This window comes from Anaerobacillus arseniciselenatis (assembly GCF_001865995.1).
Lineage (GTDB): Bacteria > Bacillota > Bacilli > Bacillales > Anaerobacillaceae > Anaerobacillus > Anaerobacillus arseniciselenatis.
The window spans coordinates 50,263-65,698 of record NZ_MLQQ01000035.1 but is presented as its reverse complement, the minus strand read 5'-3'; the positions used below and the strand labels follow the sequence as shown (position 1 = coordinate 65,698).

Annotated in this window: 16 protein-coding genes; 3 read left to right on the top strand and 13 right to left on the bottom strand. The window is 35.1% G+C overall.

The window, feature by feature from the left end; all coding sequences use genetic code 11:
* Window positions 1-15: 15 nt before the first annotated feature.
* Window positions 16-966, bottom strand: a complete 951-nt coding sequence (locus BKP35_RS12720) for a DHH family phosphoesterase (protein WP_071313735.1) — start codon at window positions 964-966, stop codon at window positions 16-18.
* Window positions 967-1,087: 121 nt separating this feature from the next.
* On the opposite strand from BKP35_RS12720, the gene BKP35_RS12715 reads away from it, so the two are divergent.
* Complete coding sequence (locus tag BKP35_RS12715) at window positions 1,088-1,378, top strand: YtpI family protein (protein ID WP_071313734.1); 291 nt, start codon at window positions 1,088-1,090, stop codon at window positions 1,376-1,378.
* 114 nt (window positions 1,379-1,492) lie between these two features.
* Here BKP35_RS12715 and BKP35_RS12710 read toward each other — a convergent pair whose 3' ends face one another.
* The 3 genes from BKP35_RS12710 to BKP35_RS12700 form a co-directional block, all read right to left on the bottom strand.
* Window positions 1,493-2,800, bottom strand: coding sequence for a CBS domain-containing protein (locus tag BKP35_RS12710; protein ID WP_071313733.1), 1,308 nt, complete (start codon window positions 2,798-2,800; stop codon window positions 1,493-1,495).
* An 88-nt stretch (window positions 2,801-2,888) separates the two neighbouring features.
* Complete coding sequence (locus tag BKP35_RS12705; RefSeq protein WP_071313732.1) at window positions 2,889-3,140, bottom strand: hypothetical protein; 252 nt, start codon at window positions 3,138-3,140, stop codon at window positions 2,889-2,891.
* Between the two features lie 195 nt (window positions 3,141-3,335).
* Window positions 3,336-4,022: a metal-dependent hydrolase gene (locus BKP35_RS12700; protein WP_071313731.1), complete on the bottom strand. Its 687-nt coding sequence runs from the start codon at window positions 4,020-4,022 to the stop codon at window positions 3,336-3,338.
* A gap of 595 nt (window positions 4,023-4,617) precedes the next feature.
* On the opposite strand from BKP35_RS12700, the gene BKP35_RS12695 reads away from it, so the two are divergent.
* Complete coding sequence (locus tag BKP35_RS12695; protein ID WP_071313730.1) at window positions 4,618-5,712, top strand: M24 family metallopeptidase; 1,095 nt, start codon at window positions 4,618-4,620, stop codon at window positions 5,710-5,712.
* Window positions 5,713-5,808: 96 nt separating this feature from the next.
* Here BKP35_RS12695 and BKP35_RS12690 read toward each other — a convergent pair whose 3' ends face one another.
* The 3 genes from BKP35_RS12690 to BKP35_RS19610 form a co-directional block, all read right to left on the bottom strand.
* Window positions 5,809-6,189 carry a hypothetical protein gene (locus BKP35_RS12690; protein WP_071313729.1) on the bottom strand — a complete coding sequence of 127 codons (381 nt, stop codon included), beginning with the start codon at window positions 6,187-6,189 and terminating at the stop codon, window positions 5,809-5,811.
* An 86-nt stretch (window positions 6,190-6,275) separates the two neighbouring features.
* On the bottom strand, window positions 6,276-7,199 hold the full coding sequence (locus tag BKP35_RS12685) for an NAD(P)/FAD-dependent oxidoreductase (protein ID WP_071313728.1): 924 nt from the start codon (window positions 7,197-7,199) through the stop codon (window positions 6,276-6,278).
* A gap of 576 nt (window positions 7,200-7,775) precedes the next feature.
* Window positions 7,776-7,916 carry a hypothetical protein gene (locus BKP35_RS19610; RefSeq protein ID WP_169819219.1) on the bottom strand — a complete coding sequence of 47 codons (141 nt, stop codon included), beginning with the start codon at window positions 7,914-7,916 and terminating at the stop codon, window positions 7,776-7,778.
* Window positions 7,917-8,057: 141 nt separating this feature from the next.
* Between BKP35_RS19610 and BKP35_RS12680 the strand changes: the two genes are divergently transcribed.
* Window positions 8,058-8,495, top strand: a complete 438-nt coding sequence (locus BKP35_RS12680) for a universal stress protein (RefSeq protein WP_071313727.1) — start codon at window positions 8,058-8,060, stop codon at window positions 8,493-8,495.
* A 149-nt stretch (window positions 8,496-8,644) separates the two neighbouring features.
* Here the strand turns inward: BKP35_RS12680 and argH are convergent, their stop codons facing one another.
* The 6 genes from argH to BKP35_RS12650 form a co-directional block, all read right to left on the bottom strand.
* The gene (gene argH / locus BKP35_RS12675; RefSeq protein ID WP_071313726.1) at window positions 8,645-10,030 is read right to left on the bottom strand and encodes an argininosuccinate lyase; all 1,386 of its coding nucleotides are present in this window, start codon (window positions 10,028-10,030) and stop codon (window positions 8,645-8,647) included.
* Window positions 10,027-11,235, bottom strand: a complete 1,209-nt coding sequence (locus BKP35_RS12670) for an argininosuccinate synthase (protein ID WP_071313725.1) — start codon at window positions 11,233-11,235, stop codon at window positions 10,027-10,029. Before BKP35_RS12670 ends, argH begins: the two co-directional genes overlap by 4 nt.
* Window positions 11,236-11,405: 170 nt before the next feature.
* Complete coding sequence (locus BKP35_RS12665) at window positions 11,406-12,257, bottom strand: alpha/beta fold hydrolase (protein WP_071313724.1); 852 nt, start codon at window positions 12,255-12,257, stop codon at window positions 11,406-11,408.
* 282 nt (window positions 12,258-12,539) lie between these two features.
* A complete protein-coding gene (locus BKP35_RS12660) occupies window positions 12,540-12,851 on the bottom strand; it encodes a hypothetical protein (RefSeq protein ID WP_211274628.1) in 312 nt (103 codons plus the stop codon).
* A gap of 47 nt (window positions 12,852-12,898) precedes the next feature.
* Window positions 12,899-13,750, bottom strand: coding sequence for an EcsC family protein (locus BKP35_RS12655; protein WP_071313723.1), 852 nt, complete (start codon window positions 13,748-13,750; stop codon window positions 12,899-12,901).
* 256 nt (window positions 13,751-14,006) lie between these two features.
* On the bottom strand, window positions 14,007-15,194 hold the full coding sequence (locus BKP35_RS12650; protein WP_071313722.1) for an acetate kinase: 1,188 nt from the start codon (window positions 15,192-15,194) through the stop codon (window positions 14,007-14,009).
* Between the last annotated feature and the right edge of the window lie 242 nt (window positions 15,195-15,436).

Here is a 15,436-nt window from a genome sequence, read left to right as displayed (position 1 = left end):
TTTAAGTACTTTCATTTATACCTTATGATTTTTGCATATTTGCTGTAGCTCATTTAAAACAAGCTTCGCCTCTTCCCAGGAATGAACCGATGCCCCGGCAGCTAACGGGTGTCCCCCACCATTAAAATTTTGTGCTAAGCCATTAATGGTTGGCCCTTTCGAACGAAGGCGAACACGAATTAACTGGTCGGGTTCTTCTACGAAAAACACCCATGCTTTTAACCCTTCTACATCAGAAAACGTATTAACTAACTTAGAGGCTTCGCTCGTCGTTATTCCGTACTCTTGAAGTAAGTCGTTTGATAAGTTAATCGTACCTACGCCGTTCTCAAGATATTTAAAATTATTTAAAATATAGCCTTCGAGTCTAGCCATATTTAAGCTTTTATTTTCCATTTTTTCATATAACTCAACAGGAGAGAATGGTTGTTTCATTAATTCGGCAGCATAGCGAAATGTTCGCTCGGTCGTATTTGGATACCTAAACCTACCTGTATCTCCAACAATACCGACAAATAAACTACGAGCTACCTCTTTAGTCATTTGCATACCTTTCAATTCTTGCCACGTTTCAAATAGCTCATAAATCATTTCACTAACAGAGCTCGCACTAGTATCCACCCAAATAACATCCCCGTACGGATCTTCATTCGGATGATGATCGATCTTTATTATTTTGTCACCTTTTACATACCTTTCATCACTTATTCGTTCCGTATTTGCAGTGTCACAAATAATAATTAACGCTCCACTAAATTGTTCGTCTTTTATTTCATCCATTTTATTAATAAATTGAAGTGATGCCTCTTCATCGCCAACTGTATATACGTTTTTCTCAGGATAATGTTCTTTTATTAGTTGGGCCAAACCAGCTTGAGCCCCTAATGCATCTGGGTCTGGACGAACGTGTCGGTGAATAATAATTTGATCATAACTTTCAATCGTTTCAATTATTTTTTGTTTCATTTTTTCATGCTCCTTTAATGACAAATTCTTTTACATTTTTCTTATGTATCGTTTGCGTCTTATTAGCTTTTCTCATCATTTCACGTTACAATAACGATGTAAAATTTTTTTAGGGGTGTTAATGTTGATAACAACTAGTATAATTATCATTTCTGTCGTATTTTATATATTTTTCAAAGTAAAATATTTTCGTACTAAAGCTCCGATTGAGAAGAAATGGATTTCAACTAAAGGAAATATCGCTATCGGTGTGTTTTTAGTAGCTTTTGGTTTAAATCAACTTAGATTTCCAACGAATGTTTCTGTTGCTGTTGGATTCACTTTTATTTTCCTTGGTGGCGCTAATATTTACTTCGGCTATAAAGCATATAAATATTACTTACCATTAGCAATTGAAGAAGCTAAAGCTTAGAAACGACATCTCACCAAGCCCTAATTAATAAGTAATCATTGTTAAAATACGCCTTTGTCCATGACTAGTGACAAAGGCGTTCTTCGTTTATCATCATTTCGGTCTATAATAAAATTAACGATCTATAATTTGTGCCATTAATAATGCTTTCCCTACTATATTACCATCATGAAAGATTTCCACATCTACTTTACCAAATTTACGACCAATTTCTAATACTCTTGGATGGATTTCGATCATGCTCTCTATTTGAACTGGCTTAATAAAATAAAGCGTAATATTTTCAACGACGAGGTCACCTTTTTTATGAAGGCGTAAAACGCGACTTCCGGCCTCGGTTACAAGAGTGGTAAATACACCATATGAAACCGTTCCTAAATGGTTCGTCATTTGTGGTGTAACTTCACAACGATAACAAGTTTCATTCCCCACCGAAGCATCTTCAAACCGACTCGTTACTAGATCTTCAATCGTTTCTCCAATATGTGGTTGCCTTTGGTTCGTCTGCAATGCTTTTAGAACATCTTGCCTACTGAGGACCCCGACAAGTTTTTTATAATGATCAACGACAGGAAGCTGCTCAATTCCTTCCCACACCATTAAATGCGCCGCAGACGCAACAGAAGTTTGTACGTTTACGGAAATTGGACTTTTAGTCATTACTTTTTCAATTTCAACCTCTCGCTCAATTCCCATGATATCTTTAGAAGTAATCATTCCTTGAAGTTTCATATTTCCATCAATTACTGGATAACGGCTGTGACCCGTCTTTTCATTTAACATAAACCACTCTTCTACTTGGTCAGTTGTTTTTAAATAGTATGTTTTTTCAAGTTTGATAAAAATATCTTCAACTAATATAATTTCCTTTTTAATTAATTGATCATATATGGCCCGGTTGATCATCGTTGCTACTGTAAATGTATCGTACGTTGTTGATATTATTGGTAATTCTATTTGGTCTGCTAAGCGCTTAACTTCATCTGAGGAATCGAAGCCCCCTGTAATTAAAACGGCTGCGCCATTTTCAAGTGCGAGTTTATGCACTTGTTCTCGGTTACCTACAATTAATAAGTTCCCTGGTTCAACGTAACGCATCATTGCTTCAGCTTTCATCGCACCAATGACAAATTTACTTAACGTTTTGTATAAACCATCTCTTCCCCCTAGAACTTGTCCATCAACAATATTGACAACCTCAGCAAACGTCAACTTCTCAATGTTTTCTTTTTGTTTTTTTTCAATTCTAATTGTCCCAACTCGCTCAATCGTGCTAACTAGCCCTTGATTTTCGGCATCTTTTATCGCTCTATAAGCCGTTCCTTCACTAACAGTTAATGCTTTGGCAATTTGTCTTACTGAAATTTTATGACCTACCTCTAGGGACTGAATATGTTGCAATATTTGTTCGTGCTTTGTCATCAAGCTCTCCCCACTCTCTCTGTGTTCATTAAGAACCGTCTCTGTACTAATACAATTATAGCGATGTCAGAGCTTGACTTCAAGGCAATTAACCATATTGTCGTACTTTTTGTTTCTTTTGTTGTTTAAAAATTTGTTTAGTTGTTGTAGCACGACGGTTGACTCTTTTTCCATAAAGTAATGCGATTAAATTACCACTAATAGCAGCAAGAGCAAACAAAACCCAAGTGATCGAAAAAATAACCGTTTTTAAATCTCCTTGAAAATTTAAATAAGGGACACCATAAAAAACAATTGCAATCCCAAGTAATAAGCATAAAAATAAACGTTTCCTTCGCATATATACTCCTCCTAGATAGGTTGTCTTACTAGATTATATGCACTGTTTTTTGAAAGATGAATTTGTTTTTGTGAATTAAATTTAAAGCGCTGGGAAAGTTATCGTTGCGAAACGGAAAAATATTTAACAAAAAAAGAACTCAAAGAATAGTTAGTTTCTAACCCGTTCTTATGAGTTCTTTTTAATTCTTATATTTTAAAGATTAAATGTCACACCTGAACTTAATACTTTCCCTTCAATTCCAGATTCAAGCATGGCAACAAATGCTTTCGGATCTTGCTCGATGACTGGGAAGGTATTGTAATGGATTGGTACTACCTTTCTAGCTTTTAACCATGAAGCAGCCACGGCAGCGTCTTCGGGACCCATTGTAAAATTATCTCCGATTGGTAGGAAGGCAACATCCACATTGTTTCGTTCACCAATGACTTTCATATCTGAAAACAGCGCTGTATCCCCTGCATGGTATATCGTTTTTTCTTCTGCTGTAAATAAAATTCCTGCCGGCATGCCTGTATAGACGATTTTTTGATTTTCTTCTTCGACATAAGCGGAGCCATGGAAGGCTTGAGTTAATTTGACAGTTCCAAAATCAAACTGATGCGCACCACCAATATGCATCGGATGAACATTTACTCCTTTCCAGCCTAAAAATGTAGCAAGTTCAAACGGGGCGACAACGGTAGCATCATTTTTTTTAGCTAGTTGAACCGTATCTCCAACATGATCGTTATGACCATGAGTAAGAAGAATCACATCAACCTTAAGTTCCTCAGCATTTAACGTTGTTTGTCCATTACCTGTAATAAACGGGTCAATGATAATTTTTTTGCCATTTGCCTCAATTAGTACTACAGAATGTCCATGATATGTTAGTTTCATCCTATCACTCCTCTAATTTAATTCACTTTCCTTTATACACAATCAATTACGATTTAAAACTGTAAAATTCCTTCTTATTTTTCGCCTTTTTTCATACAAATGTTCATAACGATCTTATCGTTACCATCTAATATGTAAAAGAACGAGCAATTTCCTTCTCTTCACTGTAAACTTCTAGCGAATTTTAGAGGCTCGTTCAGGAAATTACTCGTTATTTTTTCATACAAATGGTTCATGACAATCTCTCGTCAAGCCATTTTCTTATAATTCACGACTTATTTAATTAACAATTTCCTTTAAAAATGATAAAGTCTATATATGAATGAATTTCATAATCACCAAAAATGAGCCACACTATGCAGTATATAGTTTGCGAATGGTTTTGACGCAACTATCTATTGCAGGGTGTGGCGGAAATAATCCATTATGAAATTCATTGATAATAATGAATTTCATAATTCAATATTCTCTCCATTAAGTAATTATATGTAGTTGCGTTAAAACGTTGGCAACTACACATAATTTGATATGGTTTAATTTAGGTAATTATGAAATTCACTCACATACATAAAAAACTAAACTAGGAAGTGATCTCATGAATCAACGTTTAACGCAATTGAGTAATTGGCTTAGTGAACAAAATATCGATTTCGCTTTTGTACAAACAAAGGCAAATGTATTTTATTTATCTGGATTTTACTCTGAGCCACATGAACGGTTAATCGGTATTTTCGTATTTCCTAACGGTGAACCTGTTATGGTATGTCCAAATATGGAAAAACCACAAGCAAAAGCTGCCGGATGGGAATATGACATTGTTAGTTACAGCGATTCAGATAATTATTGGGAGCTAATAAAAAATTATTTAAATAAAAAGGGGCAAGGAGGACAAAAGATCGCAATCGAAGAAGAACACATTTCGTATTTACGTGCAAATGCGTTAAACAAAATTTATAACGAAGCAAAATTTGTTTCAGTCGAAGAAAAACTAAATTCATTACGCTTAATTAAAGATGACCAAGAATTAGCGTTATTAAAACAGGCAGCAGAACTAGCAGACTTTGGAGTTGAAGTTGGTGTAAATGCCATTAAATCAGGTAAAACTGAGATGGATATATTAGCGCTCATCGAATACGAATTAAAACGCAAAGGTATTAGAGAGATGTCTTTTTCAACAATGGTACTAACAGGAGCTAAGACAGCTGACCCACACGGGAACCCAGGCATTACCGAAATTAACCGAGGCGATTTTGTTTTATTTGACCTTGGAGTTGTATTAGACGGCTATTGTTCTGACATTACTAGAACTGTTGCATTTCAAGAAATTAACGATGAACAACGCCGTATTTATGAAACTGTATTATCTGCACAAAACGCCGCATTTTCAATTTGTAAAGTAGGTACGAGAGTTGGAGATATTGATAAAGCCGCAAGAAACTATATTACTGAAGCGGGGTACGGAGATTACTTCCCACACCGCATTGGACACGGCCTCGGAATCGATGTTCATGAATTTCCTTCAATGAGTGAAAATAACGATGATTTATTGCAAGAAGGGGCTGTATTTACAGTAGAACCAGGTATTTACGTACCTAACGTTGGCGGAGTACGTATCGAAGATGATATCGTCATTACAAAAGATGGATTTGAAAGCTTAACGAAGTATCCGAAGGGGTTAACTATAGTTTAGAGTTTTGAGTTTTGAGTTTTGAGTTTTGAGTTTTGAAAGTGATGCTTCGAAGCAATACTTTCATCTAACTCTCCACTCAAAACTCTTCACTCATAACTAATTAGTTTTATCCCACACCCACGTATAAAGTTTACTTTCTCCGTTCATCCAACGAATTTCGAGTCGTTCTAGGGTTGGGTAGCGTTCTTTCTGTAGGACGTCAACCATTTCTTCTACTTTCGCTTTTTCAGACAAATTAAGGAGTTTAACGATTGATTGCATCTCTACTTTTGCCTCATCTGTTTTTATGACTTGTTCTCCCTTTTCATATTCATATTTTCCAGGGCTTGTGTACTCCCATTCGTGTTCAATACCATTTTCAACAATTGTAATCTTTAAAAAGAAACTTTCCATTAAATTTAGCGCACTAACTTGCATTGGCAAAACGAATAACCAACTTAATAACAAAGCAGTAGCTATTGTCATTTTCTTTTTCATAAATATCACCTCATTATTACTATTAGTAAAAAATGGATAAAATATACAAAGAAAAGCGGAGAGGACTTGATCAGCTTTGAGCGTCACTAAGAAGTTATCTGTTCACTAATTTGTTTCACTGCAACCATTGCTTGACCGACAGAAGCAGATATACTTGAATATGTCGGTCGTGTACAAACGTCGCCTACCGCAAAGATGCTCGGTACGGATGTCTCACCTAATTGATTTACGATAATATAGCCAGTTTCATCTGTTTCTACTTGGTTTTTTAGTAAAGCAATATTAGGCTCTACTCCTATTCGAACGAGTATCGCATCTATTTCAATATTTCGTTTTTCTTCAAGTTGAATAACATCGAGCGATTGTACACTCTGTTCGCCGTTAATAGCTAAAACTGTCGTATCAGTTAACAATTTGATATTTTTATTCATATACACTCGTTTTTGATATGCTTCCCGTGCACGAAAATATGTGGAACGATGGATTAAGTAAATATTTGCCCCTGCTTCTGCTAAAAGAAAAGCCCCTTCAAATGCACGATCGCCTCCGCCTACAATTGCAACATCTTTCCCTTTCAATCTATGTTGATCACGGGTTGCAGAGAAAACTTCGCCTCTTTCGATCATTTCTTTTTCACCTGGAACATTTAAAGATTTCGGCTTCGATCCTGTAGCAAAAATTAAATATTCGTAATGAAGCTCTTTTTTGCTCCTATTTTCTTTATAAATTAATTTTTGTTGTAGCGAATCAATAAATAAAATTAAACAACCTAACTTTACGTTACATTCCATTGTTTTTATTTGCTGCTCTAATAACTGCTGCATTTGTCGACCGTCATCGGCTAAAACGCCAGGGTAATCAATAATTCTATTATGAATTTGAAATAGCTGACCACCCAATTGCTGTTTCGATTCAAAGAGAACATGGTTTAAATCAAGACGTTTACACCAAAGGGCAGCAGATATCCCCGCCGGACCACCACCGATAATTACAACATCTACTTTTTCCAATTATATCTGCTCCCCTTTCTAAACTAATAGAATTTTTGAAACGAGCTAAGGACTTCTCTATACTTTCAAAAATACTTCAGCGGCAATGTGAATGTATCTCAAAACTAAATTAATAATTTAAAATTCAAAATTTAGAATTGTTTAAGCCTCTCAGAGAAGTTTTCACAAATATATATTCTAACTTATAAGATAAATTTTATATTGATTAATAAGTTCGTCGTTATTATTATTTTACCCTTTATGTATATGTAATTACTATTATTAATACTTAAGTTATTTTCATAATTACAAGCATGTAAAAGTCGGGCGATTTCCTTTTTTTATACAAAACCCTCATGGCGATTACCCGGGCACCATCTAAAATGAAAAGGTGGACACTTTCCCTCACTTCGCTGTGACCTTCTATCGAATCTCGGAGGCTCGTTCACGAAAGCATCCACCTTCTTTTCCTACAAAAAATGACTGCACTCCCATCGCATCTTTACCATAGAAATGTTCAATATTTTTTCCAACTTTCTCATACAAAATCATTAAAAAACCTTGGCATGAAAAGTACCAAGGTAAGGGGATTTCCGTTTAATTATTATCTTTATTATCAGTATCATTCTTCTTATGACTATCTGTTGTTCCGTCATAATAAGAATCCAACAATTGCTGTCTAACAATTGCTTCTCCTTCCTCATCAAAGATCATATTTCCAGGCTGTTGATCCTTCATCAATTTTCACCCCCTTTTTCAACTCTATTATTCATCAAACATTCATGGTTTATGAGGTAAACATTAATTTTACAGTAAACGTTTCATGTTATACTTAAAGTGTTAATGGGTATGATTAATTGTAAGAGGGGTGAAGATGCCATGGAAAAAAATTATTCTAAAATTCTTGTAGCTGTAGATGGCTCAAAAGAAGCTAAAAAGGCATTAAAAAAAGCAATTGAAGTTGCAAAAAAGGAATCTGCAAAAATTTACATTGCCCACATCGTTGATACGAGAAGTTTTGCTACTGTTGAGCAGTATGACCGTGCTATCGTAACTCGTGCAGAGGAATATGCAAAAGACATGCTTAATGAATACAAAGAAGAGGCCGAAAAAGAAGGTATCGAAGCTGAAGTAGTATTAGATTTCGGGTCACCAAAGGTTAGAATATCTAAAGAAATTTCTAAGAAGTATGAGATAGATTTAATTATAACTGGTGCTACTGGATTGAATACTGTTGAACGATTACTAATCGGAAGTGTATCAGAGTATATTGCTAGAAGTGCCAATTGCGATGTATTAATTGTACGTAATCAATAAAGTTAAAATTATCGAAAGAAAAGGAGGCTGGGACAAAAGTGTCTGACACCACGTAAATCCTACTAAATATAGACGTAAAGGTTTATCATATGTCTATATTTGGTGTCTAGCGGTGTCTGACACTTTGTTTTGTCCCAGCCTCTTTTTTCTTAAACTTTTTTACTCAAAGCATCTCCAGCTTTAGTTAACGCTTCTTTTACTTGCTCAAACCCTGTTCCACCAGCACTGTTTCTTCTTGCAACGACAGTTTTAGGTTCAAGCACTTGGTAAATATCTTCTTCAAACAAATCACTCGCTTCTTTAAACTCCTCCATCGATAAGTCTAATAGAAACTTTCCATTTTGAATTGAATAAAGCACTAATTTTCCAACAACTTCATGTGCAGCACGGAACGGCATCCCTTTAGAAGCAAGATAATCTGCTAATTCCGTGGCATTAGAAAAATCTTCATTCGTCGCTTTCTCCATATTTCCACCAAGAACTTTTAAAGTTTCAATCATTCCTGCAAAAATTTGCAAGCTACCTTTTACAGTACGAACTGTATCAAACATACCTTCCTTATCTTCTTGCATATCTTTGTTATACGCTAACGGAAGCCCTTTTAAAACAGTTAGTAAGCTGAAGAGGTTGCCATAAACTCGACCAGTTTTTCCACGGATCAATTCAGCCATATCTGGATTTTTCTTTTGCGGCATTATACTACTACCTGTTGCAAAAGCATCATCGATTTCTACAAATTGAAACTCTTGACTCGACCAAAGAATAAGTTCTTCACAAAGCCTTGATAAGTGCATCATTAACACTGAAGAATTGCTTAAAAATTCAACGATAAAATCACGATCACTTACTGCATCCATACTATTTTCATAAATTCCATCGAATCCTAATAATTCTGCCGTATATTCACGATTAATGGGGAAGGTTGTTCCTGCCAAAGCACCTGCGCCTAGAGGTGATATATTAATACGTTTTACGCTATCTTCGTAGCGACCGTAATCACGCTCTAACATCCAAAAATACGTCATTAAATGATGGGCAAAAGAAACTGGTTGCGCACGTTGCAAGTGAGTATAGCCTGGAATAAGTGTTTCAACATGCTGTTTACTTTGTTCAAATATCGCTTCTTGAAGATTTTTAATCGAAACGAGAATTTCCTTTACTTCGTTTCGTAAATATAAATGCATATCGGTTGCGACTTGATCATTCCTACTCCTACCTGTGTGGAGTTTTCCACCTACTTCACCAATCTCATCAATGAGAAACTTTTCAATGTTTAAATGAATATCTTCATTTTCGACATTGTATTGCAACTTACCTTCAGTAGCCTTTTCTTTAATTACTTTTAGGCCAGAGATAATTTTCTCTACCTCTTCATTTGATACAATGCCACATTTCCCTAGCATTTTAACATGAGCGATACTACCTTCAATATCCTCATTTACTAATTGTTTATCAAAGTCGATCGATGCTCCAAAAGCATCGACCCAACTTTCTGCTCTTTTTGTAAAACGTCCACCCCACAGCTTTGAAGTCACTGTTGATTAACTCCCTTCTTCGTTACCATGCTATGAACTTTTGTCGGTAAGCCCCAAAGCTTAATAAATCCAACAGCAGCACTATGGTCGAATTCATCTTCATTCGTATATGTTGCAAGTTTTTCATCATATAATGAAAATTCTGATTTACGTCCTTCTACTATTGCATGACCTTTAAATAGTTTCACACGTACAGTTCCAGTGACCGTTTTTTGTGTTTCTTGTAAAAATGCTTGAAGCGCTGGCATTAATGGAGAGAACCAAAGACCTTCGTAAATCATTTCCGTAATCTTCTTTCCTACCACAGGCTTAAAATGAGCGACTTCTTTCGTTAATGTTAAATCTTCTAGTTCTTTATGTGCTTTAAGTAATGTAACTGCCCCAGGGCACTCATAAACTTCACGAGATTTAATTCCCACTAAACGATTTTCTACGTGGTCAATTCGCCCGACACCATGTTTTCCAGCGATAAAGTTAAGCTCTAAAATTAATTGATCAAGCTCATATGCTTTCCCGTTAATCGTTTTCGGTACGCCTTGTTCAAAACCAATTTCTAAAAATTCCGCTTCGTCCGGTGTTTGTTCTATAGGCGCTGTTAATTCATACGCTCCTTCAGGTGGTGTTGCCCAAGGATCTTCTAAAATACCACATTCATTACTTCTGCCCCAAAGATTTTGGTCGACAGAATATGGATTATCTAAGTTAACAGGAATTGGGATATTGTGTTTTTTTGCATATTCAATTTCCTCATCACGACTCCACGCCCATTCACGAACTGGTGCTAAAACATCAAGATCAGGGTTTAATGATTGAATCGACACTTCAAAACGAACTTGATCATTCCCTTTCCCTGTACAGCCATGAGCAATTGCATCTGCACCAACTTGATTGGCAATTTCCACTAATTTTTTCGAAATTAACGGACGAGATAGCGCAGAAACAAGCGGGTACTTTCCTTCGTACATTGCATGACTTTGTAAAGCAGGTAGAACGAATTGTTCTGCATATTCCTTTTTCGCATCAACTGTGTAAGATTGGATTGCCCCAACTTTCAATGCTTTTTCCTTAATAAATTGTAAATCCTTACCTTCACCAACATCTAAACATACGGCAATTACGTCATAACCTTGATCACTTAACCATTTTATAGCTACAGAAGTATCTAGCCCTCCTGAATACGCTAATACAATTTTCTTTTTACTCATTACTCATTCCCCCATCTTATGAATATTGATACTTGTTTTATTATAAATATACATTCGTTTTTAAAAATAAAAGAGGCTTGCTATAAGCACTCTCATATAGTGTCACTTAATTTATATTCACTACTTTAACAACAATCCAATCTTTTTGCAATACATATTCATGAAAAAATCTAAATATTTATTAATTTATCTCCTCCAGTATTCAAGAAGTTCGGACAAAAAAATGAATAAAGATGATGTAACACTGATATCGTATGCTCCTCCATCGGTAAATGTCCGCAATGTTCGATAATTGCTAGTGTAGAATTTTTTAAAGTTTCTTTTAGAAATATCCCTTCTTCTAATGTGACAACTTGATCTTCTCTTCCCCAAAGTAAATATGTTTTATGAGTAATCTTATTTAGTTCTTCTTCCTTCATATCATCTTCACGGTCTTTTCCTAGCTTCAATACAGCCTTAATAACTTCTCTTTTTTTACACATATCGATATACGGTTTTAAAACTGTATCCTCTAAGCCCATACCACCTGACAATACTTTTGCAACTGCAACATCGACAATTTCATCTTGAAAATAAAATTGGTACGCAGCCTCATCCATATAAGGGATATAACATAACAGTCTAGCTAACCAAAAGGGTCTGCTTCGCTTAGCGGATGCTGCAATCAAAAAGAGCTTGTCAAAAAAGTTGGGCTTTAACTTCACTGCTTGTAAAGCGATTTGTCCACCTAACGAATGACCTACTAAATGAACTTTTTTTAAATTTAATTTTTCTATTAATGCAATTGTCGTTTCTCCATAATGACTTAACGTATACTTATAGTGAATAGCTGCTTTTGTTTTACCAAATCCAGGAAGATCAAAGGCAATCACCCGAAAATGTTTTTTTAACTGGTTTATTAACGGGTGCCAACTCCATGAAGAGCTTATAAATCCGTGAATACAAACTAGTGCCTCTTTATTACCACCACTATCCTCATAATAAATTTTAGAACCATCTATATGAATATAATTTTTTTCCATAAAAAAACCCCTCATCGCTTTCTACCTTAATAGAATAAGCAATTAAAGGGCGGTTGATGTAATAATTTAAAATTTACAATTTAAAATTAAAATTACTTCAATTCTTTTCGAAGATGCATTGCACCTGAAAACTAAATTTATTTTTACCAATTTCATTTTACAATCATTCAAAACTCAAAATTTTGAAATAAATTGCCTGGTCGGTTTTACATACATTGAACTTTAATTTCATTGTGTTTTTAAATTTATATATGCTAATTTTGAATTTTGAATTGTAAATTATCAAAGGTGGATTTTAGCACTGACTTCTCCATGAGAGCGGAACCATAACCAAAGATCATTAATCGTTGAAGCTAGTTCTGCTATTTCTCGATTTAATTCACATGATTTTTTAAAATCATTCTCATTATTTAATAAAGCTTGCTTTCGATTAATTTCTTGTTCTAACTCTCTTACCCGATCAGGGATATTGCCTCTAATATTTTCCCATTTCATTAGTATTTCTTCTTGTGTTTTTTTATCGTACTTTCCCCAATCTTTTTGTAGCTCTGGTATTTCTATTCCTAATCGCCCATCAAATTCGAATGAATACAACTTAAGCACCCCCAATACGTAACTATAGTTTACATCATCTTGTCACTTTATTGAAGGGAATCGCTACCTGTCTCTTCTAATAAATATCGCTTTTCGTAAAAGCGATGGGCTATTTCTGACACTTGTTTCGCTAAAAAGTAATTGGAAGCCGCACCGACAGTTATACCGAAAATAGGCAAACCGTAGATTAATTTCTTTTTTAAAAGAAGTAGTGCCATTCCTTTAGCTAGCTGTTTAATCGGTTGTTGAAGCCATGCTGTCGATTTATCAATATTATTTTCATCGAATAATAACCATTGATCTTCATAAGCTTCAAGTTCTAGTAACAACTGCTTCCAACCTTCTTTTTGCATTGTTTTTGGTAATGTTGCAACATGAAAAACCTTCAGAGCTAACATCAGTTCATACGGTTTATTTAAATCATAACCGTAGGTCAGTGCCGTTAAGTGAATTGAGCGCATATTGATCGTTAACATTAATGGTAAGTCAAGTGCTACAAAGAAAATTCCCCCAAAACCGCTGACCCCACCTTGGGTCAGTGAAATTAAGCGTTGCTTTGCTAAATTTTGTTGACTTATATAGCGAAGTTGATCGATCGTTAATCGTTTCATATCTGAGATATTTTCAACATTGGCTTCGAAAACTCTTCCAAGGTTTAAAACTTTGTCAGTCATCTGTTTGTCATAAGTACTATTTTGAGCAATCGTATGTGTATGGAAAATAATACTATCAACGATTTGTAATAATTTTATTTGTAAGTCAGGTCGCCAAGTTTCAACGCTTTTGTTAAAATCAGCTTCTAATGAATAATATCGGTTTGCTTCACTATCGATAAAATATGACTGCTCCCACTTCTCAATTTCTTCCCATATAGTCTTTTTTCTGCCTGTTAAGCCCAATCTATGTCACTCCCCACTAAAAAAGCATATAATAAGTTATGTATTCATCATGATATACATAATTTCCTGCTATTATTTTATAAGGTTCTTTTTTAAAGAATGTTGATATTAGCTTTTTTCAATAGAAAAGAGGCTGGGACAAAAGTGTCTGACACCACGTGGATCCTACTAAATATAGACGTAAAGATTTATCTTATGTCTATATTCAGTGTCTAGCGGTGTCTGACACTTTGTTTTGTCCCAGCCTCTTTGTTAATTAATTTGTTAATCTTACCGTATCTCTAGCAATCATAACTTCTTCATTCGTTGGAATGATTATCACTTTTACTGGAGAATGTGGATAGTTTAAGAATGCTTCTTTTCCTCGTACTTGGTTTAATGAAGGATCCCAATAAATCCCCATAAACTCTAGCCCTTTTAAGACGCGAGCACGAATGACATCACTGTTTTCACCAATTCCTGCTGTGAAAATAACAGCATCAACGCCATGCATACGAGACGCATAAGAACCGATATATTTATGGATACGTGAAGTAAATACTTCTAACGCTAATTCTGCTCTTTCATTACCTTCTTCTGCCTGAGTTTCAATGTCACGCAAGTCACTTGAAAAACCAGATAAAGCAAGCATTCCACTCTTTTTATTTAGAACATCTAACACTTCTGTTGCAGTTTGTCCAGTCTTATCCATAATGTAAGGAATTAACGCTGGGTCAATGTTTCCAGAACGTGTTCCCATCGTTACCCCTGCAAGTGGTGTAAAGCCCATTGATGTATCAATCGATTTCCCGCCTTCAATTGCCGCAATACTAGCGCCATTTCCAAGGTGACAAGAAATTAAACGAAGTTGTTCGATTGGTCTACCTAGTAATTCTGCTGCACGTTCACTTACATATTTATGTGATGTTCCATGGAAGCCATATTTACGGATCCCAAAGTCTTCATAATACTCATAAGGTAAACTATATAAGAAAGATTGCTCCGGCATCGTTTGATGAAACGCTGTGTCAAATACCGCTACAGCTGGAACATTGGGTAATACTTCCATAAATGATTTGATTCCAACAATGTTTGCTGGATTGTGAAGTGGAGCTAATTCAGAAACCTCTTCGATCCCTTGTAATACTTCATCTGTAATTAATACAGAATCATTAAACTTTTCACCGCCATGAACCACACGGTGGCCAATTCCTTCTATTTCATCTAAAGAAGAAATGATTCCTAAATTTGTTAACTTATCTAATAATATTTTTACAGCTTGAGAATGATCGGTAATTTCGCGCGTTTCTTTTTGCTTTTCACCTTTCACCTCAATTTGGAAAATTGCGTCTCCTAAACCAATTCTTTCAACGATACCTTTTGTCACAACTGTTTCAGTTGGCATGTCTAAAAGCTGAAACTTTAATGACGAACTCCCCGCATTAATCGCCATAATTTTTGCCATTTCCTACATCTCCTTTAAAATAAGGGATACCCCTTAACTAAATCGAATTTTTCACCTTCTCTATTTAAACATTGTTATTACTATTTTTCAATAGCAAAAAGCAATTTTTATTGAAAATTACATGAATTTTTATGAAACAGTTAATATTAAAAAATAAAACACCCTTGATATATCAATGTTTTATAATAATACAGAAAAATCTGTACTATAATATAAGCTGTCGCTGTATTACAATAGTGCTA